Annotated in this window: 17 protein-coding genes; 14 read left to right on the top strand and 3 right to left on the bottom strand. The window is 44.0% G+C overall.

Annotation, left to right across the window (positions count from 1 at the left end; genetic code table 11):
• Positions 1 to 40 precede the first annotated feature (40 nt).
• The 13 genes from GCHA_RS14320 (at position 41) to GCHA_RS14260 (ending at position 16683) form a co-directional block, all read left to right on the top strand.
• The gene (locus tag GCHA_RS14320) at positions 41 to 1261 is read left to right on the top strand and encodes a nucleoside permease (protein WP_007989416.1); all 1221 of its coding nucleotides are present in this window, start codon (positions 41 to 43) and stop codon (positions 1259 to 1261) included.
• Positions 1254 to 2168 (top strand): hydroxypyruvate isomerase family protein, encoded by a 915-nt coding sequence (locus GCHA_RS14315; RefSeq protein ID WP_007989415.1) that lies wholly within the window; start codon positions 1254 to 1256, stop codon positions 2166 to 2168. The genes GCHA_RS14320 and GCHA_RS14315 overlap by 8 nt, the downstream gene beginning before the upstream one ends.
• Positions 2169 to 2242: 74 nt before the next feature.
• On the top strand, positions 2243 to 3928 hold the full coding sequence (locus tag GCHA_RS14310) for a GMC oxidoreductase (RefSeq protein WP_007989413.1): 1686 nt from the start codon (positions 2243 to 2245) through the stop codon (positions 3926 to 3928).
• 2 nt (positions 3929 to 3930) lie between these two features.
• Complete coding sequence (locus GCHA_RS14305; protein WP_007989411.1) at positions 3931 to 4521, top strand: gluconate 2-dehydrogenase subunit 3 family protein; 591 nt, start codon at positions 3931 to 3933, stop codon at positions 4519 to 4521.
• Positions 4522 to 4602: 81 nt separating this feature from the next.
• A complete protein-coding gene (locus tag GCHA_RS14300; RefSeq protein WP_007989408.1) occupies positions 4603 to 5367 on the top strand; it encodes a 3-keto-disaccharide hydrolase in 765 nt (254 codons plus the stop codon).
• Between the two features lie 642 nt (positions 5368 to 6009).
• A complete protein-coding gene (locus tag GCHA_RS14295; RefSeq protein WP_007989402.1) occupies positions 6010 to 7578 on the top strand; it encodes a sodium/sugar symporter in 1569 nt (522 codons plus the stop codon).
• A 333-nt stretch (positions 7579 to 7911) separates the two neighbouring features.
• Positions 7912 to 9129 (top strand): aldose epimerase family protein, encoded by a 1218-nt coding sequence (locus GCHA_RS14290; protein WP_318248985.1) that lies wholly within the window; start codon positions 7912 to 7914, stop codon positions 9127 to 9129.
• 6 nt (positions 9130 to 9135) lie between these two features.
• Complete coding sequence (locus GCHA_RS14285; RefSeq protein ID WP_007989400.1) at positions 9136 to 10143, top strand: LacI family DNA-binding transcriptional regulator; 1008 nt, start codon at positions 9136 to 9138, stop codon at positions 10141 to 10143.
• 16 nt (positions 10144 to 10159) lie between these two features.
• The gene (locus tag GCHA_RS14280; protein ID WP_007989399.1) at positions 10160 to 11587 is read left to right on the top strand and encodes an MFS transporter; all 1428 of its coding nucleotides are present in this window, start codon (positions 10160 to 10162) and stop codon (positions 11585 to 11587) included.
• Between the two features lie 14 nt (positions 11588 to 11601).
• Positions 11602 to 12618, top strand: coding sequence for a LacI family DNA-binding transcriptional regulator (locus GCHA_RS14275; protein ID WP_007989398.1), 1017 nt, complete (start codon positions 11602 to 11604; stop codon positions 12616 to 12618).
• Between the two features lie 73 nt (positions 12619 to 12691).
• Positions 12692 to 13684: a D-cysteine desulfhydrase family protein gene (locus GCHA_RS14270; protein ID WP_007989397.1), complete on the top strand. Its 993-nt coding sequence runs from the start codon at positions 12692 to 12694 to the stop codon at positions 13682 to 13684.
• Positions 13685 to 14045: 361 nt separating this feature from the next.
• A complete protein-coding gene (locus tag GCHA_RS14265) occupies positions 14046 to 14729 on the top strand; it encodes a transglutaminase-like cysteine peptidase (protein WP_007989396.1) in 684 nt (227 codons plus the stop codon).
• Between the two features lie 31 nt (positions 14730 to 14760).
• Positions 14761 to 16683, top strand: coding sequence for a bifunctional diguanylate cyclase/phosphodiesterase (locus GCHA_RS14260; RefSeq protein ID WP_007989395.1), 1923 nt, complete (start codon positions 14761 to 14763; stop codon positions 16681 to 16683).
• A 112-nt stretch (positions 16684 to 16795) separates the two neighbouring features.
• Here the strand turns inward: GCHA_RS14260 and GCHA_RS14255 are convergent, their stop codons facing one another.
• The 3 genes from GCHA_RS14255 to GCHA_RS14245 form a co-directional block, all read right to left on the bottom strand.
• Positions 16796 to 18226 carry an HlyD family type I secretion periplasmic adaptor subunit gene (locus GCHA_RS14255; protein WP_007989394.1) on the bottom strand — a complete coding sequence of 477 codons (1431 nt, stop codon included), beginning with the start codon at positions 18224 to 18226 and terminating at the stop codon, positions 16796 to 16798.
• Positions 18223 to 20361: a type I secretion system permease/ATPase gene (locus GCHA_RS14250; protein WP_007989393.1), complete on the bottom strand. Its 2139-nt coding sequence runs from the start codon at positions 20359 to 20361 to the stop codon at positions 18223 to 18225. The genes GCHA_RS14255 and GCHA_RS14250 overlap by 4 nt, the downstream gene beginning before the upstream one ends.
• A gap of 161 nt (positions 20362 to 20522) precedes the next feature.
• The gene (locus GCHA_RS14245) at positions 20523 to 21878 is read right to left on the bottom strand and encodes a TolC family outer membrane protein (RefSeq protein ID WP_007989392.1); all 1356 of its coding nucleotides are present in this window, start codon (positions 21876 to 21878) and stop codon (positions 20523 to 20525) included.
• 247 nt (positions 21879 to 22125) lie between these two features.
• Between GCHA_RS14245 and GCHA_RS14240 the strand changes: the two genes are divergently transcribed.
• Positions 22126 to 23423 (top strand): retention module-containing protein (locus GCHA_RS14240; protein WP_039992554.1); only part of this gene is annotated, 1298 nt, incomplete at its 3' end.

Genomic DNA, 23423 nt, shown 5'->3' with positions numbered 1-23423 from the left:
CGGACAAAAACTTGCCAGTGCCATAATCAAGGGTTAGAAAATGAATACGATAACAACGCGATTAAGCGTGATGATGTTTCTGCAGTTTTTTATCTGGGGTGGCTGGTTTGTGACCCTGGGCACGTTTTTGGCCAATACCTTACAAGCAACGGGCGGCGAAATAGGCATGGCCTTTTCTACCCAGTCTTGGGGCGCGATCATTGCTCCGTTTGTGATTGGCCTGATTGCAGATAGGTACTTTAATGCCGAACGTATTTTAGGTGTGCTGCACCTTATCGGCGCAGTATTAATGTACTGCTTATATCAAGCGGCTGATTTTGACGCTTTCTATCCTTTTGTGTTGGGTTACATGATTGCTTATATGCCGACCTTGGCGCTGGTGAACTCAGTATCGTTTGCGCAAATGGATAACCCATCGAAACAGTTTGGCAAAATTCGGGTGTGGGGAACCGTTGGTTGGATAGTGGCAGGTTTAGCAATTAGTTATGCCTTCTCATGGGATTCGAAGCAGGCCATTGAAGATGGCATGTTACGCAACACGTTTTTACTGTGCGCAGTGGCATCATTGATACTGGGCTTGTTTAGCTTTACGTTACCAAAAACACCCCCTAAAAGTGCTGGTGAGCAAGTAGGTTTAAAAGCCGTACTTGGACTTGACGCTCTGGCTTTACTCAAAGACAAAAACTTTTTAGTGTTCTTTTTATCGTCGGTTTTAATTTGTATTCCGTTGGCGTTTTATTACCAAAATGCGAACCCGTTTCTAACTGAAATAGGTGTGGATAACGCCACAGGGAAAATGACCCTAGGCCAAGTGTCAGAAGTGTTATTCATGTTGGCTCTACCGGTTTTCTTAAATCGCTTTGGTATCAAAATTACCTTATTAATTGGCATGCTAGCTTGGGTGGTACGTTATGTATTGTTCGCCTATGGCGATGCAGATGGAGGCGTAGCGTTATTACTTGTGGGGATTGCACTGCACGGGATCTGTTACGACTTTTTCTTTGTATCGGGGCAAATCTACACAGATTCAAAAGCCGGTGACAAAGTGAAAAGTGCCGCTCAGGGGTTAATTACATTAGCCACTTACGGCGTGGGCATGCTTATTGGCTTCTGGGTCGCTGGGCAAATAACCGATAAATACACAACGGGTACAGGCCATGCTTGGTTTGATATTTGGTTGTTCCCTGCGGCCTTCGCTTTAGGTGTATTTGTTATTTTCATGTTTACTTTCAAAGGCGAAAAGGTGTCAGCTAATGAGTAACTCTCGTCGAAATATGCTCAAGGGCATGGCGCTTAGCAGCGCCGCGCTAGCAGCCAGTACCGTGGTCAGTGGTTGTGCTTCTAGCGCAAATAACCAAGCGCCAGCGAATGCCAGCAAAGATGCGGTGCCCAGATTTAAAGGCAATATTAATCATTCGGTGGCCCGCTGGACCTACGGGGATTTATCGATTGAAGAGCTTTGCCAAGTGGTGAAATCGCTGGGCTTTTCGGCCATCGATTTAATTGGTCCTGAAGGTTGGCCGATCCTCAAACGCTATGGCATTGACTCATCCATGTGTAACGGGGCTGAGCTAAACCTAGTCGATGGTTTTATTCACCCTGAATTTCACGATGAGCTTGAACAACGCTACCTAAAGCACATCGACTTAGTGGCCGAGGCGGGTTACAAAAATCTTATTTGTTTTAGTGGTAATGCTCGGGGGATGAGTAAAGAACAAGGCCTTAAAAACGCTGTTGCGGGCCTTAAGCGTATTCTGCCCTACGCTGAACAAAAAGGTGTGGTGATACAAATGGAGCTGTTTAACAGCCGTGTTGATCACCCAGACTATATGGCTGATAGCTCAAAGTGGGGAGTCGATTTGTGTAAAGCGCTTGGCTCAGAGCATTTCAAGCTACTGTATGACATCTACCATATGCAGGTGAATGAAGGCGATATTATTCGCACCATTGAAGATAACCATCAGTATTTTGGCCACTATCACACTGCAGGTGTGCCGGGGCGCCATGAAATTGGAGATAACCAAGAGCTTTATTATCCAGCCATTGCCCGAGCAATTAGGGATGTGGGCTTTACCGGATACCTCGCACAGGAATTTATTCCTGCTGCAGAAACCAAAACAGGCAAAATCGAATCGCTACGTGAAGCAATTCATATCTGTGATGTGTGACTTTTTATCTACGCGTTTTTTATCGCAACGCAGCACACATTAGACATCACGCAACAAGAAGTTAGGGACCAAAAATGGCAAATAATCATTACGACGCAATCGTTGTTGGCTCAGGTATCAGCGGTGGTTGGGCGGCAAAAGAGTTAACCGAAAAAGGGCTTAAAGTGTTAATGCTAGAAAGAGGCAGAAACATTGAGCATGTTAAAGACTACACGAATGCCCATAAGGAAGCGTGGGATTACCCTCATCGCGGCGAGCGTACGCAGGAAATGATTGAAAATTATCCGGTGTTAAAGCGCGATTATCCCCTTAATGAGCCAACGCTTGGTATGTGGGCGAATGAAAAAGATAGCCCTTACGTGGAAGAAAAGCGCTTCGATTGGTTTCGTGGTTATCACATGGGCGGGCGCTCACTTACTTGGGGTCGTCAAAGTTACCGATTGAATAAAGAAGACTTTTTAGCCAACGCCAAAGAAGGTATCGCTGTTGATTGGCCTATTCGCTATGAAGATGTGTCACCTTGGTATGACTACGTAGAGCGCTTCGCTGGCATCAGTGGCAGCAAAGACGGCTTAGATGTATTGCCCGACGGTGAGTACCAAATGCCGATGCCTCTTAACTGCGTTGAAAAAGATGTGGCAGCAAGGATTCAGAAAACCTTTAAAGGGCAACGTCACTTAATTCCGGGCCGTACCTCAAACATGACCGAGCCAAAGCCGAAAGAAGGCCGCACAAATTGTCAGTACCGAAATAAATGCTGGTTGGGATGTCCTTTTGGTGGGTATTTCAGTACCCAGTCATCGACGCTTCCTGCAGCCGTTAAAACCGGTAACTTGACCGTACGACCTTATTCTATCGTGACCGAGATTTTGTACGATAAAGATAAAAAACGTGCCAAGGGTGTGGCGATTATCGATGCCGAAACTAATGAGACGTATGAATTCACCAGCAAAATACTGTTCGTGAATGCCTCATCATTCAATTCGACCTGGCTACTGATGAACTCTGCTACCGATATTTGGCAAGGGGGCTTGGGCAGCAGCAGTGGTGAGCTTGGTCACAACGTAATGGATCACCACTTTAGAATTGGCGCTCATGCCATGGTTGAGGGATACGACGACAAGTATTACTACGGGCGACGCCCAAGCGGCTTTTACGTGCCACGTTTTCGTAACTGGGGTGACGATAAGCGTGATTATGTGCGCGGTTTTGGTTATCAAGGCTCTGCTAGTCGCCAAGGCTGGGGACGTGATGTGGCCGAAATGGGCATAGGTGCTGACTTAAAGAATGCGATCAGTGAACCAGGTTCATGGCAGATAGGTATGACGGCATTTGGTGAAATGTTGCCTGATCACAGCAATCGAATTTTCCTCGATAAAACCAAGCGCGATAAATGGGGCTTGCCTGTACTGGCCATGGACGTTGAGATAAAAGACAACGAAAAACGCATGCGCAAAGACATGATGCAAGATGCGATTGACATGTTCGAAGCAGCAGGCATGAAGAACGTACAAGGTTATGACGGCAATTATTTCCCTGGTCAAGGCATACACGAAATGGGCACAGCACGTATGGGCCGTGATCCTAAAACCTCCGTTTTAAATGGCAATAACCAAGTGTGGGATGCCCTGAACGTATTTGTGACTGATGGTGCTTGTATGACCTCTGCATCTTGCGTGAACCCATCACTGACTTATATGGCATTGACCGCCAGAGCGGCTAACTTTGCTGTTGAAGAGCTGAAGAAAGGAAACCTGTAATCATGAGTATGAACAGACGCGAATTACTTAAAATGATTGCCGCTGCCACAGGCACGGCGTTTGTCAGTGCGAATGCGATGGCGTATGTCACGCTGCCGATGAAGACCATTAATCAAACGGCATTCTCAAAAGATGATGTGGCGTTTTTTAATGAGGTGGGCGAAGTGATTATTCCTCGCACTGATACCCCAGGTGCAAAAGATGTCAACGTCGGCTATATGATGGCGGTGATGGTAACAGATTGTTATACCCCAGCTCAGCAAGCGGCGTTCAAAGAAGGCATTGCTTCAATAAAGGCACTGGCAAAATCAACTTACGGTAAAGACTTTCTTTTACTCAATACTGACGAGCGTACACGCTTGCTAGCTACCTTGAATGATGAAGCCGATGTGTTTAATCGCAAAGCTAAATTGGCAAATGACGATGCGGAAAAACCTATGCCACACGGATTCACGTTAATTAAACAGTTAACTCTATTTACTTTTTTCACGTCTAAAGAAGGAGCAAATAAAGTCTTGCGCTATGTGGCTATTCCCGGTCGTTATGATGGTGAAATGCCGTATAAAAAAGGGGATCGTGCTTGGGCGACCTAGCGTAGTTGTCGCGCGTGATTTTGTAATTACGAGACTTGTAGCAACAATTGCGATGTTTAATTTTCAAAACGGATAATACATATGAAGTTAACAAAACACATTTTTAGCCTAACGTTAGCCTTGGCTAGTGGTGCGCTGCTTAGCCATACTGCAAGTGCCGAACAAAGCCAAGCTGAACGTGAAGCACAGGCCCAAAAGACCGAAGTATGGGAGCCAGTGCCGAAAAGCGTAGCGACGCCTATCGGCAAAGCGCCTTCAGATGCAGTGATTCTTTTTAGCGGAGATGATTTAAGCGCCTGGGAAGGGCTTAAAGGAGGAGAAGCACCTTGGACTATCAGTGGCGATGTGCTGACGGTTAAACCCGGGGCAGGTGATATTAAAACAAAGCAAAACTTCTGCGATGTACAGCTGCATATGGAATGGCGTACACCGACTCAAGTCGAAGGAATGCGCGGTCAGCAACGTAATAACAGCGGTATCTTCTTTCAGCAACGATATGAAGTGCAAGTGCTTGATTCTTATGAAAACCCTACCTATTCAAATGGGCAAGCGGGCAGTGTATATAAGCAAACAATCCCTCTTGTAAATGCAATGCGCCCCGCAGGCGAGTGGCAATATTACGACATTATCTATAGCGCTCCACGTTTCGATGGCGAACAGCTTAAGACGCCGGGCTACATAACGGTAATGCACAATGGCGTGGTAGTACAAAATCATACAGAAATTCAAGGTAAAACAGAGTGGATAGGGGCACCTAGCTACGAGGCTCACGGTTGTGCTCCTTTGCAGTTGCAAGATCATGGTAATTTAGTCAGCTTCCGAAATATTTGGCTGCGGGAACTCTAACCTATATTGATCTCGTTACTATCAGTGAAATGAGCCGCTTTTTGCGGCTCTTTTTGTACCATTACACCTTAATAAATGAGCATTAGGCGAGAATGTAAAACTCGCCTGATAGGATTGCACCAGCGGCTTTGCTCAGGGCCCTTTCGATTTGACAGTGTTATCTCGATTTGACAGGGTCCGCTCGATTTGACAGGGAATAGCCATCCCTTCATAGCACCACCTTAAAAAATAACGGCTGGATGCATTCTGAGACGGTCACTTATTAATGCGGATTAGTCTTATAGGTGCGCTAAAAGCAAGTGTAAAAAATGAAGTTGATAGGCAAAGCAAAAAGCGCGTTTTGCACAGCCCTCTTAAGCTCGTGTTACTAGCAAATTCATTGCTCTAGGTCTATTGAATTGCTCCATGAGTGTTGCAGAGTTTGTTGTTGGAGGCGTTAGACGTTATATTTCAATACAAGGTGAACCGATTTCATTTTCATTGGCGTTACTTAATAGTTGCTGTATGGTTTTTCATCATGGCTGACTAGAGCAACAAAGCTGAAGAGAAAAATAAGCTAAGCCAAAAGAAAAAGTCTGTTGGGTTTGTTCTTTGCAAAAGCAAACAGTCAAATTCGGCTAATAAAAACAAGGATAATAATAAATGCGCTATTCACTCGACCCCATCGATTTGGTGGTGTTTATCGTCTATGCCGTGGGCCTACTTGCGCTCGCACTATGGATCTCTCGTGAAGAGAAATCCCATAACCGTAGCACCCAAGATTACTTTTTGGCGAGTAAGTCATTGCCTTGGTGGGCGATTGGTGCGTCACTCATTGCGGCGAATATTTCTGCAGAGCAAATTATTGGTATGTCAGGCTCAGGTTTCGCTTTAGGCCTTGGTATCGCATCGTACGAATGGATGGCGGCGATTACGCTTATTCTTGTGGGCAAATACTTACTGCCAATCTTTCTCAAAAACGGTATTTACACCATGCCTCAATACCTAGAGCAGCGTTTTGACAGCCGAGTTAAAACCACCTTGGCACTGTTTTGGTTAGGGGTATTTATATTTGTAAATTTAACCTCAGTGTTATGGCTAGGTGGTCTGGCAATACAAAGTGTGGCAGGCATTGACTGGCTGTATGGCATGATTTTTCTGGCTATATTCTCTGTGGCTTATTCAACCTATGGAGGCCTAAAAGCGGTGGCGTATACCGACATTATTCAAGTCGTGCTGCTGGTTTTCGGCGGCTTCTTTTTAAGTTATTTAGCGTTGCAGCAGATATCCGGCGGGGAAGGGGTGCTCAAGGGTTTTACCCTGTTGACAGAAAAGGTGCCGGGGCATTTTGATATGATTTTAAGCCCAGATAACAGTGAGTATATGAATCTGCCTGGAATATCTGTACTGGTGGGCGGCTTATGGGTAATGAACGTCGGTTACTGGGGCTTTAATCAATATATTATTCAGCGGGCTTTGGCGGCTAAAAACATTCAAGAAGCGCAAAAAGGCATTGCCTTTGCTGCTTATTTAAAGTTACTGATGCCAATTATTGTGGTACTTCCTGGCATTGCAGCGGTTATATTGTTTCCTGACATTGAAAAGCCCGATCAAGCGTATCCATCTATGATGTCTTTGATGCCGGTAGGGATAAAAGGCTTGGTGTTTGCTGCGCTTGTGGCGGCAATTGTTTCATCTTTAGCGTCGATGACCAACAGCATCTCTACCATTTTTACTATGGATATTTACCGCCCTATGCGTGCGGACAAAGACGAAAATCATTATGTAAATATAGGGCGTTTGTCGACGGTGACATCTCTTATCGTAGCAGTGTGTGTGGCACAGCCTCTTATCGGCCAGTCAGAGCAGGCGTTTCAGTACATTCAGGAATTTACTGGCTTGTTTTCTCCTGGTATTACTGTGATTTTCTTAATGGGTATGTTTTGGAAGCGCACCACCTCATCAGGAGCGTTAGCTGCAGCAATTGGCTCTGCGTTGTTTTCTGTACTGTTTGCCGTTTACGTTCCAGAGTTACCCTTTATGGACCGAATCGGAATAGTATTCTTAATGTGCTTAGGATTAACGTATTTCGTCTCTGCTAGGGGCACAGCTCCTAAAGATGATAGCAGTGTCGACATAAGCGATGTGAGCTTTGCGACCACGTCTAGCTTTAATATCGCAGGTATCGGGTGCGTGCTCATATTGATTGGCTTGTACGCCACTTGGTGGTAACGCACTAAAAGTACTTATAGTAGGGCTGCAGTTGCAGCTCTACGTTTCTTTATAACGACTTTTCTTTTCTATTTTCTGCTTTTTAACACTTATCTCGTTAACCTCGTAAGAGAGTTTTTTGGCTCGTCTGATCCTAATAGCGCGTCATTTACTCGGATTACATTTTGCCGACGGGTGTGGATGCTAAATATATGAGGTAAACCGATTTCATTTTGTCTGGTGTTTGTGCTTTTTTTATCGTATGTTTGTACTCAATCTATCTTAGCGTGAAGCGTATTTTTGATGATAAAAGCCAGCTTTTTCATTTCTTTTCGTATGTGTAGTGCCCCCTTGATGCTAATAAAACGGCTACAGCAATGGTTTTGGTCGCCTCGATACCTTTATACAGTGTGCTGTATATGTGGGTGGGTTGTTCAGCCTGCGACATTAAATGCGCAAACATTACTCAAAGCGCAAGGTAATGAGCCCTTGGTTAGCGTTCGCGAAGAAGTATGGGGGCATTATCAAGGACAAGATATCAAACGATTCACTTTATCTAATGACAATGGCATGCAGGTTAGTGTGACCAATTGGGGCGCCTATGTTACCTCGATTTTAGTGCCGGATAAGAACGGCCTGATAGAAGACGTGGTGCTAGGCTACGACAGTGCTGAAGAATATATCAATGACTGTTGTTATAACGGCGCGACGGTCGGGCGCTTCGCGAATCGTATTGCAGGTGGGCGTTTCCAAGTTGATGGAAAAGCCGTACAGTTAAGTGTTAAGCAGGCGGGGGGGAATAAAGGCAACCACGCCCATGGTGGGGAGGTCGGCTTTAATAAAAGGCTGTGGCAAGCCAAGCTAATCGCAAATGGGGTAGAGATGCATTACATATCCCCTGACGGTGAAGAAGGCTATCCAGGTAACGCGCAAGTGAGCGTGCGTTATAGCTTGAATAGAGACAATGAATTTACCGTTCACTTTAGCGCTTCAAGTGATAAAACAACGCCAATCAACCTTATTTCTCATATTTATTTTAATTTAACCGGTTACCAGAAGCGTAATATCGAGCAGCATAAATTACAGGTTAACGCGCATAAAATCGTGCAGGTAAAAAAGGGGCTATTGCCCACAGGTAAATTGATTGATGTCACTGGCACACCGTTTGATTTAACGTCACCGGTAGCATTGCATCGCCCTTTGGCCAGTATGCATGAGCAATTGAAGCTGGCTCAGGGGATGGATAAAGCTCACGGCGGTTTTGATCATACTTGGGTGTTTGACCAGTATGATGGTAAGTTGCGTTATCAAGTTCAGCTTAGCGAGCCTAACAGCGGCCGAGTGTTGGATATCTTGACCACGCAACCTGGCGTGCATGTGTACACGGGCAATTTCATGAACGGCAGCGCAAAAGGCAAGCAAGGTAAGTTGATAACATTTCGCAGTGGTGTTGCGCTAGAAACGCAGCACTTTGCTGATTCGGTTAATCAACCAGGGTTTCCTAATACGCTTTTGCGACCGGGGCAAGCCTATAGTGAATCTACTGTTTATCGTTTTGGGAGCAAACATTAAAACGCAATGGCAACCATTAAAGATGTAGCAAAATTAGCCGGTGTATCTCCGGCCACTGTTTCTCGGGTGCTTAGTTCGACTGTGGTCGTCAGCCCTAAAACAAAAGCGCGAATAGAAAAAGCGATCGCAGAGCTCGATTTCAGGCCAAATGCTCACGCGCGCGCTTTGGTCAGTAAAAGCACACACACGATAGGCGTGGTAATTTCCCAGCTTGCAGATCCTTTCTTTGCGCAAATGGCGAGCAGTATTGAAAATGTCGCCAAGAAACGTAAGTTTAAAGTTTTGGTCAGTACAGGGTCATTGGATGCGCAAAAAGAATTAACCGCGATAAAAAGCCTGCAAGCACAGCGCTGCGAAGCGATGGTGGTTAACAGCAAGGCCTTACCCGATGACGTACTCATTGACTTGGCGCAGCGAATTCCAGGATTTGTGCTGATCAACAAGTTCATTCCTCAAATCAGCGAGCGCTGTGTTTGGTTCGATAATGTGGGCGGCGGTAAGGTGATGGCGGATCATATAGCGTCGCTCGGACATACCCAAATTGCTGTTATTTCTACTAAAGATCGTATTTACGATGCCACGCATAGACTCAATGGCATACGCGAGTCGTTAAATGATTATCAAATTCCTTTGCTTGACGAATATATTGCCCATGGCACCCCAGATTATGACGGCGGGCGCGCAGCGGTGGAAAGCCTTGTACTCAGAGGTTGCCAATTCAGCGCTGTATTGTGCTACAACGACGCGATGGCAACCGGGGTTATATCCGCCTTAACGGATTTGGGTAAAAAAATCCCAGATGACGTGTCAGTGGTGGGGTTTGACGATGTGTTGCTAGCAAAGTATTGCATGCCCAAATTAACAACCGTTAAATACCCAATCGATATTATGGCGCGCAAAGCAACAGAGTTGGCTCTGAGCTTTATTAGTAAAGACCAACCCGTCAAGCAAGTTGTTAAAGATTATCAATATAAGCCCTTTCTGGTGAAGCGTGAGTCAGCGACAAAATATTAAGTTATTGGCAAATTGAATGCTGCCTTTACCTGATATATCACGTCAGCACAAAGTCGCGCTCGGTTTTGGGTTTCTTGCTCTGTTTTTTGCCAATAACAGCTTAAGCGCTATGGCTGTACCTTACTTTCAAATGACACTTGGCCTAGACCCTTTTTGGCTGAGTTTAGTGATTGCTGCTCCAATCATGTGTGCGGCCTTTATCAGCCAAGTTGTGGGGCGTGTTTCAGATAGATTAAACACTAAGCACGGCAATCGCCGATTTTTGCTACTGGTATCCGGCATCTCTTCAGGTGTGCTGTTTAGCGCAATTTGGCAGGTACCTAGTGACGCCAGCCAAATTGCAATTTTAGCCTATGTATTGACCTTCAATTTTTTGTTTTCTGTTGCCCTAACGTTTCTGACTATCAACGTTAAGTCCTTGGCATTTGACCTGAGTCGAAACGAAACTCAACGGGTTAACGTGATGGCATTTGGCTCTTTTTTTGAACGCTTGGGGACCTTTGCCTATTTCTGGTTGTTTCCTTTGGCGCAATTATCACTATGGGGCGGCGTCTATATTGGTATTCAATACGTTGGCTGGATAGTTGGCATTGTCTTGATTGGTTTATTCTCAATCGTCACTGCCTGGTGTAGTGCCACCGTGCAAAGAAATACTGAATCACGTACCGATTCTAGGCAAAAGCCTGTCAACGTTAACCCTATTGTTTTGCGCAATCGGGGCCAAACGCCACATGATGTAGCTTTAGTGCGAGACCCTAAAATTAAGCTGGCTTTGTATCTGTTACTTGGGCTAACGCTGATTAAATTTGGGGCCATCAGTATCTTCACGAGTTTCGATTATTATCTTCTGGTGTATTTTGTTAAACACGGCGACATAGCTACAGGGGCCTACTGGAAAGGGATTTTGTCGTCCGCCTTCGCATTGTTTACGCTGATCATGATCCCTATTTTTTCACACCTGACATTGAAACTAGGTAAATTAAAAACGTTATCTATTATATATTGGCTGACAGCGCTGGGCGCTTTACTCAAATGGTTTATTTATCAGCCAGGCTTCGAGTGGATGGTAGTGATCGATGCGCTATTAGGCGCTCCGTCGTGGGTTGCTATATCCGTGGTTATTCCAAGTATGTTGGCTGATTTATGCGCATACGAACGCAGGTTATCAGGGCACAATAAAGTAGGTTATTTTGTTTCAATTCAAAACAAAGTGATCAACTTTGCACTAGTGAGTACCATGATAGGGGCGGGGATGTTACTGAATATAGTGGGCTTTGATGCGAATGCCGGTAGTGAGCAAAGCGCAAGCAGTATATTTTGGATGCGAGTATGCTTGGCAGGAGGCCCGTTGATTTTGTGTTTTGTTTCTTTATTTTTGGTGAAAATGTATCCCTTATCCGACCAACAAATGGCATTGAATGAAAATGCCCTAGTACAGACTTAAGATGAGCATATGTAATGCCTACCATTAAAGATATTGCCAAAGCGGCTGGAGTATCACCTGCGAGCGTTTCGCGGGTCATTAACAACGGGCCTAAAGTTGGTGCTAAAACCCGTGAAAAAATTAAGCGTATTATTCGTGAAATGGAGTATCAACCCAACGCGAATGCCCAAGCGATCAATATGCAAAATAATGCATCAATCGGGATCGTGCTGGCAGATTTAACTGACCCCTTGTTTGCCAAAATGGCTCACGGTATTGAAAAGGTAGCAGCAGAGCAGAATCTACAGATTTTTCTAAACTCTGGAGCCTTTGACAGAGCGAGCGAGCTTGATGCTATCGAAGTGTTACTTGAACACCGCTATCAAGCATTAGTGGTACACAGCGCCATGATAGACGATAAAACCTTGATTGATTTTGCCCGTAAGGTGCCAGGGTTGGTGCTGCTTAATCGCTATATTAAAGAGATTGAGGACCGCTGTATTTGGTTGGATGACAAATTAGGTGGAGCATTAATGGCCGACCATATTGTGGAAAAAGGCCACCAGAAAATCGCTGTTATTGGGGTTGATGGGATCTTGAATAACACTCGCTATCGCCTCGAAGGCATAAAAGCTCAACTCAATAAATACCCAGTGCAATTTGAAGTTGAAATGTTGGAACAAGGTGCGGCGACCTATGAGGGCGGGGAGGTTGCTGTACAAAATTTACTTGCCAGAGGTGTCGAGTTTAGCGCTATTTTGGCTTACAACGATGCTATTGCCATAGGGGCAACCTCCATGTTGAAGGCTCACGGCCTAAGTGTGCCGAAAGACGTCTCCGTTGTTGGCTTCAATGATTTAATTTTAGCTCAGTGCATTAAACCTAAACTGACTACCATTCATAACCCGATAGAAGAAATGGCGATGAAGGCGACCAAATTGGCGCTAAGCTTGAGCAAAAATAGTGACTTGGGTGAGATAGAGTCTGTAGCTGATAAACATAAATATGTGCCGGTTTTAGTACAAAGACATTCCGTTCAAGAGATTAGTTGATCTGCGCGAACCAAGACTCATATCTGAAATTCGCTCAGGTGAAGTCAGCTGAGTTCACAGTTAAAGAGGTATCATGACTACATTTGAATCCATACCTAGAGTTGATATTACCCACAGCCCAACACCGATTGAGAGCTTAGCTAGGTTAACCGAGGAACTTGGCCACAAGGTGTTTATAAAACGTGATGATTGCACAGGACTGGCGGGCGGTGGCAATAAAACCCGTAAACTAGAATATTTAATCGCCGACGCACAATTAAAGGGGGCTGATACGCTTGTTACAGTGGGCGGGTTACAGTCTAACCATGCTCGGCAGACAGCAGCAGCCGCCGCTAAATTCGGCTTAAAGTGTGAGCTTGTGCTTGACGACGTAGAAGGTACTCCCAAAGCAGACTATTACCAAAACGGTAATATATTGTTAAATCGTATTTTAGGGGCAAATATTCACACATTGAACCTAGGTGATGACAGCGAAAGCTACGTTATCGGGTTGCTTGATACGTTAACCCAAGCGGGTCGTAAGCCGTACCTTATTCCTATGGGGGGCTCAAATGTGATTGGTAGCTTCGGTTATGTACGTTGCGCCAAAGAAATTTTGCAGCAGTTGGCTGATACTAATCTACATATTGACCAAATTATTCTGGCTACTGGCAGTGCTGGTACGCAAGCGGGGTTGCTCGCTGGGTTAATTGCTGAAAATTCAGACATTCCAGTATTCGGTATTTCAGTTAGTCGTAGCGCTGAAATGCAAACTCCCTTGGTACAGGACCTTCTTGAACACACCTTAACTTACTTAGATATTGACCCTGGCCGAGCGACAGGCAAAGTGCTCACCAACGGGGATTACGTCGGTGACGGATACGGGATAGTCACGCAATCTATGGAAACGGCGGTAAAGCGCTGCGCTCAACTAGAAGGCTTGTTGTTAGATCCGGTATACACAGGAAAGGCGATGGCTGGTTTCATCGATTTGTGCACTAAGGGGGAGATTGCTTCTAGTAGCCAGTCGTTATTTCTTCATACAGGTGGCAGCCAAGGACTTTTTGCTTACCGTGAGATTTTTTAGCTCGTGGTTTTAGTTCGTGGTGTTAGTTCGTGGTGTTAGTTCGAAATAGTACTCAAATATAATAACGCATTGGATATACTCTATTTGCAGCGTTGAGTGCAGTGCTTTGTGCATCTAAACTATCATTTTTATGCGCTAAATTGGGTGTCAGACATGCCACTTACAAGTGGAATGGCAGTAGCTGATCTTTACACTTACTAGGTTGTTTATTCGAGTATCTATCTGATTTTACTTGCAGTTATCAATTAAGATGACATATAAAGTACCTAGCTAGTGCGTATATTTTGGAGTAACGACTATCAAATTTTTTGCAAAGTTACAGGGCATCTTTCACGGTTGTTTTTCAGCTAGTTGGCCAAAGATGCCTATCCAAAAGGTCAATACTACCCGCCTAATCATCATGATACTTTGTGCTACGACGTTGACCAGTGCCCAAACAGTCAATGTGGAATTTGAAAAGCTTATCTCTTTGTTGCACCAACAATATGACCCTATGCGTGCTGATGTAGGCCGAGAGATGCAAAAAATGCTAGCAGACCTCAAGGGAGTAGATGAAATAGAAAAGGTGAACACAGTGAATGCGTTTTTTGACGAGCAGTTGACCTATCAAACTGATATCGCTTTGTGGCACGAAAAGGACTACTGGGCTACGCCTTTAGAAACGTTAGGCAAAGGACGAGGGGACTGTGAAGATTACGCCATCATCAAATATTTTATGTTGCGCTATTTGGGAATAGCAGAAAGCCAATTACGTCTGGTGTATGTAAAAGCGCGAATTGGCGGACCTAGAAGTAAAATTACTCAGGCACATATGGTGCTGTCTTACTACTTACCCAAACAAAGTGAGCCGCTTATCCTAGATAGCTTGCTTGCTGATGTCGTACCCGCTTCTCAGCGTACGGATCTTATTCCCGTTTTTAGTTTTAACACCGAAGGCCTTTGGGCAAAAGGCTCAACTAAATCAGTGGCGAGCCCTACCGCACGTTTATCACGTTGGCGTAATGCCCTTGAAAAAATAAAGGCAGAGGGGATCACGTGGGGCTAGCATTGGCCGTTCATAATGAGGTTACTCGCCCATGTCACTAGTTCGGCAGCTATGGTTGTCTGTTATTCTTATTTTGTTGGCCAGCTCACTGACTAACTTTGTGATCAGTACCTATTTCGAGCGGAAGAACTTACAAGAGCAACTTTATTTAAAAAACGTAGATGATGTTAATTCCCTAGCGATGATGTTGTCGCAAGACGATAGGCAACTAACAGATATTCAGTTATTAATTTCTGCCACCTTCGATGCCGGGCATTACCAACGGATAGAGCTGATTAATCCTGAGGGGATCAGTGTTTTTCTCCGCGAGTTTAAGGGGGAAATGGAATCTGACATTCCGGCACTGGCAAAAGATTTTTTCAACTTCCAGGTCAAACCGGGTATTGCACAAGTGAGCAGCGGCTGGAATCGAATAGGCACCTTGTATTTAGAAAGCCATTCCCATTACTTGCATGAAGCACTGTGGCATCGAACTCAAGCCTTTTTCCTTAGTTTTATCGTCATTTCATTAATCGCAGGGGCGATTGGCTCCTTTGTATTACATTTTCTATTGAAGCCTTTAGAAATGGTAGTTGAGCAGGCCCATCGTTTTTCAGAAAAGCGCTTTATGATGCTACCTGTACCGCGTACTGCAGAATTTGCCAAAGTGATCACGGCAATGAATTCATTAGCACAACGCTTTAAAAGCATCATTGAAGACGGAAATAAACGTTTAGACGAACTGCGTTATAAAAGTCAGCATGATGATTTAACCGGTTTGGCCAATTGCGAGGCTTTTGAGACCTTACTTGATGCTCAGTTAAAATACCGTGACAGAGAGGGGCACAATGTACTTTTCATGGTAAAAATTTTCGGTATGAATGAGATATCTTTACGACTTGATAAGCAAAAAGTTGACAAAATTATTGTCGATTTCGCCCACGTAATACAGGACTTTACCAAGCAAATAGAAGGCCGATACACTGATGTTCGTTTCGGGCGGTTAAGTGGTTCCGAGTTCGCTATTTTGTTAACCGAAGCTGAGGATATTCAGCAACTGAGTGACATTCTGGTAGATTTAGTGCGCACGTTTAAAGGCCGTTCTCGTGATTTATACGATTTGTACGTGTTGCATGCTGGGGTTTATCTTGCCCCTGACGAATCACGAACAACATTAATGCGTCGAGTGCAGTCACTTCTGATTGAAGCATCTAAGGAGAGAGCCCTTGCATTGATTGACAACAAGTTGACCATAGTTGCGCCTTACAATGATGATATCCAATGGCGCAAAGCTCTAAATGCTGCGCTTAACGACAATATACACTCGGTGACTTTTCCCGTCGTCAAAAAAGATGGCAGTGCGATTCATTATCAGGCGTTGATGGGGTTGGAATTGGATAACGAGGTCCGTAAAGGGGGCTATTTTGTTCACTGGGCACGTAAATTAGACATGATCCCGCAGATCGACTTTAAAATGATTGAGTTCATTCTTAATAAGATCGAGCAAGAAAGCAGTGCTTATGATTATGCTATTTTGTTGTCTTACGAAACCATGGTCAGTGAGCCATCTTTGCAGCGCATATCTCAGTTACTAACTGAGCATAGCGCGGCGGCTCAGCATATCTGCCTAGAAGTGCGCGAAAGTGTCGCCTCTGCAAATTTTGAGCTATTTAGACACTTCACTCTGACGCTCAAAGCAACCGGGTGTAAGATTGGTTTAAAACGCGTGGGCGACTCATTTTCAACCTTACTTGATTTACAAGAGCTGGGCTTGGATTACATTAAAATTGATAGCGCGTTTGTATTTAACGTGGCGATCAATGCATCAAACCAAAACTTTCTTCGTGGCTTGTGCTCGTTAGCACACTCATTGGGTATCGTCGTCATTGCGGATGGAGTGACCAGTAAAGAAGACGCAGATTCGCTTTACGAGAATGGCTTTGACGGGATTATTTCCCTCATGCAACAATTTTAGTTCGCCCCTTAATGATGTTAAATAGGGCGACATTAATTCATTAACCGCACCGTTGCCATTGCCCTTATAAATACTGCTTTAAGAGGCTATGATTTGAGGCTTAAGGTATTATTTAACGCTCAGTCATAGCAATCGACGTGGCGCGAAGCAGCGGTTTTAAAATGTAGTCCAGTACGGTTTTTTTACCCGTTATGATGTCGACTTGGGTTGTCATGCCGGGGATAATTTGCATACCGTTTTTAAAGCTATTTGAGTCGGTTTGCAATCTAACCACATAATAGGTTTCGTCGTTTTCATCGGTAATGGTATCTGCACTAATGTGCGTGACTTCTGCTTCAAGACCACCGTAAATCACAAAGTCATAGGCGGTAAATTTGACCATAGCCGTTTGGCCGGGGCGCAAAAATGCGATGTCTTGAGGTTTAATTTTTGCTTCTACAATCAATTGGTCATCCAGCGGAATAATTTCAATCACGTCACTTCCAGGTGGAACAACTCCTCCTATCGTATTGATAAACAGCCGCTTTATGGTGCCTTTAACCGGTGATTTTAAGTCCGCTTGATATACCACATCAGCAAGACCAGATTCTGTTTCTTTGAGGGAATTGAGCTCAGTGGATACATCACTTAGCTCATTGCGCCAGCGGTTGGTTGTGGTCAGTTCTTTTTCACGTATCTTGGATTTAGCCTCTTTGATTGCTGATTCATTGCGGCGTATTACTGACTCGTTTCGTTTTATTTCGCCTTCAATCTCAACTAATTGTCTCTCAAGACGAATAATATCAATATCGGATATGGCGCCTGACTTAAGCAAGGGGCGAGTTACGGCAAGCTCTCGCTGAATTAAATCTTTGGTGCGAACATATTGCTCTTTTGTCGATTGGGCCTCTTGAAGCTCATGCTCTCGCTGCCTCGTTTGTTGTTGATACATAGAGATGTGTTGGGCTAACTCTTCCACATTGGCGGCATACTGATTTTGTTCCGAGCGAACAATTTCAGGTGCTTGCTTCACTAATTTTTCAAAAAACACCGGCTCAGTATTTTCAGTTAAGGCTTTTAAGCGCGCCAATTTAGCACTTAGCGATAAAAACTGGCTGCGATTTTCGCGCAGCGTTGACATAAATCGCGTGGGGTCAAGCTTTAGTAATATGTCACCAGCATTGACGGTTTGCCCTTCTCGCGTCAGGATTTCTTTAACGATTCCTCCGTCGTAAGACTGCACAACTTGCAACTGATTTGATGGTACGACTTTGCCGTCGCCGCGAGTGACTTCATTGAGTGTGGCATTTGCAGCCCAAAGCAATAATGCAATTAAAGCAAATACGATAAAGTACAGTAACATTCTCGCTTTCAAAGGGTTTTGCTGTAGCTGCTCCCAGTCTGCGTCGAGCACCCAATCATTGGTATTAGGCGGTGATAACCATCGATTAAATATACGCCCGACATAACTCGGTTTAGGCTCCTCGTTGCTGCCAAAAAGAGTGCCTAGTTTATTGAATGAGCCTTGCTCAGTGGTGGTATTTCTTGCTTGTTTTTCGTTCATATTGTAGCCCTCACATTACCGCTCTTTAGGGCTTCGAGTACTTTGTTTCTTTCGCCTTTAATGACGACCTTACCTGCATCTAACACTATGATTTGGTTGACCATTGATAGTAAAGATACGCGGTGGGTTACCATTAGCATGGTACGGCCAGCGCTGACGCTCTCTAGTGCTGATTTTACTTGGTCTTCTGCTTGGTGATCTAGCGACGATGTGGGCTCATCGAGCAGTAAGAATGGGGGATTAGCCACAATGGCTCTTGCAATAGCGACCGCTTGTTTTTGACCGCCAGATAAATGATGCCCGTGTTCTCCCACTTGCATATCTAGGCCATCCGGGTGGTTATTGACCACAGACATTAACCCGCTGAGCTCAAGCGCACGCGTGAGGGCTTGTGGTTCAGCATGTTTGGCTAAGTACATAATATTGTCTCTGAGTGAGCCAAAGAATAGAGATATTTCTTGGGGCACATAGCCCACGTTATTACGTAATTCTGATAATTCTAATTGTTGTAGTTCAATACCGTCTATGTAGATGTGCCCTGAGGTCGGGGTATACAAACCCAACAGCAGCTTTTGTATGGTACTTTTCCCCGAACCATTCTTACCCAGTATCGCGACATGATCACCTGCATTAATTTTGAAACTCACATTCGATAACACATCCTTGGAGTCATCGTCGTAACGAAAAGTGACGTTTTTAAACTCAATGTCACCCTTGAAGGTCGCGTGTTTGATTTTATGGGTGTTAACTGGGCGCTCTAAGGGTTGATCCATTAAGGTGTTAAGCATCTCCATCGAGGTAGCAGCGTTGTGATATTGTGCGATGACGCCGGCTAACAGATTAATGGGGTTCATTGCTCTACTGCTAAGCATATATGCGGCAATAAGTGCCCCTTGGGTAAGTTCACCTTCGATTATCAAATATACCCCTATAATCAGTATAACGATACCAACCAGCTGTTGGATAAATTGTGAGACGTTGCTGATTGAAGAAGAAATAAAACGAATCTGTGACTGGGTTCGAGCGAGAAAGATAGTGCTTTTCTCCCAATCTACTTGGACTTTCGATTCTGCGTGAAAGCTCTTTATTTCCTCTATGTTGTCGATGCTTTCTACTAGAATAGCGTTACGTAAAGCGCCAGATTGCATCGCACCATTAGCAAGACTATGTAGTTTCTTTTGTGCGGAAAACGCGTAGCCAACGATAAGCAGGGAGCCAACAATAATAGGTAGCACAAGCACAGGTGAAATTATGGCAATAATCACACTAAACAGAAGAACAAACGGTAAATCAACAAAGGAAACCAAGGTCAGCGAGCTGAGCAAGGCGCGAATGGACTCGAACGATTGAATACCACTGGCGAACGCACCAGATGAAGGAGGCCTGTCTAATAGCCGGATATTGAGTATTTTTTCCATTAATGAAGAAGACACTTTGACGTCGATGCGGCTGGCGGCAAGCTCGACGTAATAGTTACGGACCATCTTTAGCACTAGATCAGCAAGCAATACAATAGCGACACCCGAGGCAAGCATCCACAGTGTTTCAACTGCGCCATTTGGCACCACTCGGTCATATATATTCATAACAAATAATGGCATGGCAACAGAAAACAGGTTGATTACCACCGCAGAAATAATCACATCTCGGTAAAGGCCTCTGCATTCTTTGATGACTCCCCAAAACCAGTGCCCAGTTGTATTTCGCTTAATTTTTGGTGTGCGTTCATCAAATTTGTGTTTTGGACGAGCAAAAATCACTTGTTGCGTATAACGTTTAGAAAGCACTTCTAACGATTCCTCTACGTCCGCACCAGGTAAATCAGGGTATATGACACTAACCGTTTGTTGTTCATTATCTATGCTCATGAGCACACAAGCAGTGTTGTTTTGTAGGATCAATACTGCAGGTAAAAGGGAAGGGTTTATTTGCTCTAAAGTGCGCGTTGCAATTTTGCTGTTAAGTCCAGCTCGTTCTGCTGCTCTTGAAAATATGGACGGAGTGAGATCGCCATCCATTAAGGGTAACCCTGACAGTAGAACATCTTTTGAGTAATCTAAATTGTAGTGTTCACATATTACATATAAACAATTACTCAAATCTTCTTTTTCTATTTTCCCCGAGGTACTTTCCATATTTCACTCTCGATTACTGATTAGGGATGAATGTACGCTGCGCTTTGTTATGATTTTTCATACCTATGTATTAAAGCGAAAACGCAGAAGGTTGTTTATTTGATTCACTTTTTAAGAAGTTAGTTAAATTAAGTAGTATAGGAATAATGCAAATTCATTCTTTAATTCTTTGGGCAAGCATACTTTATATCTGAGTGAATGTTTGCTTTATCTAAATTATTAATATTAGGAAGGTTGTTTATTGAAATTTCTAAACTTTTTACCAATATTCCTATTTCAGCTAAAACATTTATTAATGCTTGTTTTTGGCGGAATTGAGCATCGATATAGGCACGGCTAGATTCAAAGTACTCATTCTCCGCATCAAGCACATCAAGTAGGGTTCGCTGACCAATATCAAACTGATCTTTGTAAGCCGTTTTAACTCGGCTTGAAGATAGCTTATGTTGGTTTAATACAGGTAAAAGGCGATTGGAAGTTGTGTATTCGTTGAAAGCAATTTGAATGTTTTGGCGCACATCACGACAGGTTTTATCACGTAAATCTTTTGCCACATTCACTTGCTCTTGTGCTTGTTTTATTGAGGCTTTATCTTGGCCACCACGAAATAGATTGTAGCGAAACTGCAGCCCTACAGAGCCCTCGGTTATGGTGTTATTTAAGCCAAACTGATCTCTTCCTTGGCTACCGTAACTCGCGATAAAATCGACCTGAGGTTTATAGTTTGATTTCTGCGTTTTAACACCGAGTTTTTCTGCTTCAATGTTATGCATACTGGCAAAAAATGACGGGCTGGTGCGGTAAGTCTTCTCCAGGATTTCTTGCAAATTATTCGGTAAATCAATACGTTGAACCGGAATTTCTTGCAAATCTTCTTTAGGCCCTCGCCCCACAATACGCAGAAACCTAGCACTAACATCGTATAAGTTATTTACGTCCGTTATGACGTTTGATTCTGATAGCGCTAAACGGCCATTTATCTGCTCTAAATCAGCAGCTCGGGTTACGCCTGCACTGACGCCTTCTTCAATTTGTGAAAATACTTTTTCATGGGTAGTTAAGTTCTCTTGTGCAAGCTTCACTAACGCTTGGTATTGCTGTACATCTAAGTAAGCGAGAGCCGTTTCCCGTGCGGCATTCTCGACACTGTTGGCGAACTCAAAATACCGAACCATTTGTATCTGTCTAAACCGATTCACCTCATGTTTAACCCGGGAGCCGTTATACAAAGATTGGGTTAAAACCATCTCAATATCGTTGCTTGAAAACTCGGTATCACTGCCGTAATTGCGATCTTGGTAACGGGTGTTGGCGACCAAGTCGATGGTAGGTTTGTTACCCGCCTTTGCAACCCTCAGACTATGTTTTGCTGCGTAAAAGGTATGCCATGTGGCTTGCACATCTGGGTTGGTTTCAATCGCATCGAGGATAGCGTTCGAAATGCTATCTTTTTCTTGGGCGTAAGTTGTTGAAGATAATAGAAAACTAATGGAAATAACAAGATGAGAAAACTTCATAATTAATGCTCGTGTAGAGTAAGAAAACTAAATTATTGAGATTTTTATAACGAAAAATAAACTAACTTAACCTCCTGTTAATACACTGATTTACTTTCATATTCTCTAACGGTAGACGTAAATTTATTTTTTTCAAGTTTTAAATTTTTAAAAAAATTAACCGATTAAATTCTTAAACTTAGGTCTTATAGACTGAACTATCATACTTATTACAATTCAAATTTTGTTGACCAAGCTAGAGGTTTTTATGGCTGATTTTGAATATATCGTAACGCGTATTGATGGTGATGATTCAATTACTGTAATAAATGATGATGGCGATATTCGATTTGTATCAGAAGGTGAAGTTGTCAGTGTTGGCGATACCATTTTGTCGATTGAAGGGGGGCAAGTTGTTTTAACCGCTGGTGGACAAAATATCTTTCTTGATAACAGCGTTGATGTATTTATTGGAGCTGACCTCGCTCCTCAACAAGATATTCAAACTGCAGATGAGTCAGAAATAGATATTGATGATGATTTTCTTGCGGCACTTGATGGAGATGGCGATCTTCTCGATTCATTAGAAGCTACAGCCGCAGGTGCTGAATCGGGCGGTGAAGGAGGAGACGGCTCATCATTCGTTCGCGTTGATCGCGTGTCAGAAGATGTCGATCCCGTTGAATTCGAATACAACCAAACAGATAGAGACACCGCCGAATTAGAAACTCAAGAAGCAGTGGCAGCTGATTTCGATATTGAGTTTGATCTAGCTGAAGAAATTAATGACGTTACTCCAACAATTACAGGAACAACATCTGCTCCTGAGGGCACGCTTATTCAAGTCGTGGTCACAGATCAAAATGGTAACTCTCAAAATGTAACGAGTGTGGTAGAAAATGATGGAACATTTACGGTTAATGTGGATAGTGCGCTTCCAGAAGGCGGGTTTACAGTTGAGGCAAGCATTACCGACAACCAAGGTAATACCACCACGGTTTCCGTTAATTCTTCTGTCGACATTACTGCTCCAGCTATTAATAATTTAACGATTGACAGCGATAGTGATACCCCAAGCATAGCTGGGGATACTGATGCACAGCCTGGTACAAACGTCATTATTACAGTGACAGATGCCAATGGTGACAGCCAAGTGATTAACTCGGTGGTGCAAGATGACGGTAGTTTTAGTGGTACGCCTGACACCGCATTAGCAGACGGCGAGTTCACTGTGGTAACACAAGTGACTGATGAAGCGGGTAACACCACTTCTCAAACCACAACAGGCAGCGTCGGTACCACAACCCCTACTGTGACCGATACCACGACAGCAAACAACAATACTGATACGCCCACCTTTACAGGTAACACCAATGCTGAGCCGGGCAGTGAGGTTACTATTTCAGTAACCGATGCCAATGGCGACACTCAAGTTATCAATGCTGTGGTGCAAGACGATGGCAGTTTTAGTGGTACGCCTGACACCGCATTAGCAGAAGGTGAGTTTTCAGTGGTAACAGAGGTAACTGATGCAGCAGGCAATACGACCTCTACTACTTCAACGGG

This window comes from Paraglaciecola chathamensis S18K6 (assembly GCA_000314955.1).
GTDB classification, from domain to species: Bacteria; Pseudomonadota; Gammaproteobacteria; order Enterobacterales; family Alteromonadaceae; genus Paraglaciecola; species Paraglaciecola chathamensis.
This window is presented reverse-complemented; position numbering and strand designations above follow the sequence as displayed.

Bases quoted from the DNA above. Each gene is read 5' to 3' on its own strand.
- GCHA_RS14250 (WP_007989393.1), bottom strand. From the start codon at position 20,361: ATGGAAAGTACCTCGGGGAAAATAGAAAAAGAAGATTTGAGTAATTGT.
- GCHA_RS14265 (WP_007989396.1), top strand. From the start codon at position 14,046: ATGCCTATCCAAAAGGTCAATACTACCCGCCTAATCATCATGATACTT.
- GCHA_RS14310 (WP_007989413.1), top strand. From the start codon at position 2,243: ATGGCAAATAATCATTACGACGCAATCGTTGTTGGCTCAGGTATCAGC.
- GCHA_RS14245 (WP_007989392.1), bottom strand. From the start codon at position 21,878: ATGAAGTTTTCTCATCTTGTTATTTCCATTAGTTTTCTATTATCTTCA.
- GCHA_RS14275 (WP_007989398.1), top strand. From the start codon at position 11,602: ATGCCTACCATTAAAGATATTGCCAAAGCGGCTGGAGTATCACCTGCG.
- GCHA_RS14285 (WP_007989400.1), top strand. From the start codon at position 9,136: ATGGCAACCATTAAAGATGTAGCAAAATTAGCCGGTGTATCTCCGGCC.
- GCHA_RS14320 (WP_007989416.1), top strand. From the start codon at position 41: ATGAATACGATAACAACGCGATTAAGCGTGATGATGTTTCTGCAGTTT.
- GCHA_RS14280 (WP_007989399.1), top strand. From the start codon at position 10,160: ATGCTGCCTTTACCTGATATATCACGTCAGCACAAAGTCGCGCTCGGT.
- GCHA_RS14255 (WP_007989394.1), bottom strand. From the start codon at position 18,226: ATGAACGAAAAACAAGCAAGAAATACCACCACTGAGCAAGGCTCATTC.
- GCHA_RS14295 (WP_007989402.1), top strand. From the start codon at position 6,010: ATGCGCTATTCACTCGACCCCATCGATTTGGTGGTGTTTATCGTCTAT.
- GCHA_RS14315 (WP_007989415.1), top strand. From the start codon at position 1,254: ATGAGTAACTCTCGTCGAAATATGCTCAAGGGCATGGCGCTTAGCAGC.
- GCHA_RS14300 (WP_007989408.1), top strand. From the start codon at position 4,603: ATGAAGTTAACAAAACACATTTTTAGCCTAACGTTAGCCTTGGCTAGT.
- GCHA_RS14270 (WP_007989397.1), top strand. From the start codon at position 12,692: ATGACTACATTTGAATCCATACCTAGAGTTGATATTACCCACAGCCCA.
- GCHA_RS14305 (WP_007989411.1), top strand. From the start codon at position 3,931: ATGAGTATGAACAGACGCGAATTACTTAAAATGATTGCCGCTGCCACA.
- GCHA_RS14260 (WP_007989395.1), top strand. From the start codon at position 14,761: ATGTCACTAGTTCGGCAGCTATGGTTGTCTGTTATTCTTATTTTGTTG.
- GCHA_RS14290 (WP_318248985.1), top strand. From the start codon at position 7,912: ATGCTAATAAAACGGCTACAGCAATGGTTTTGGTCGCCTCGATACCTT.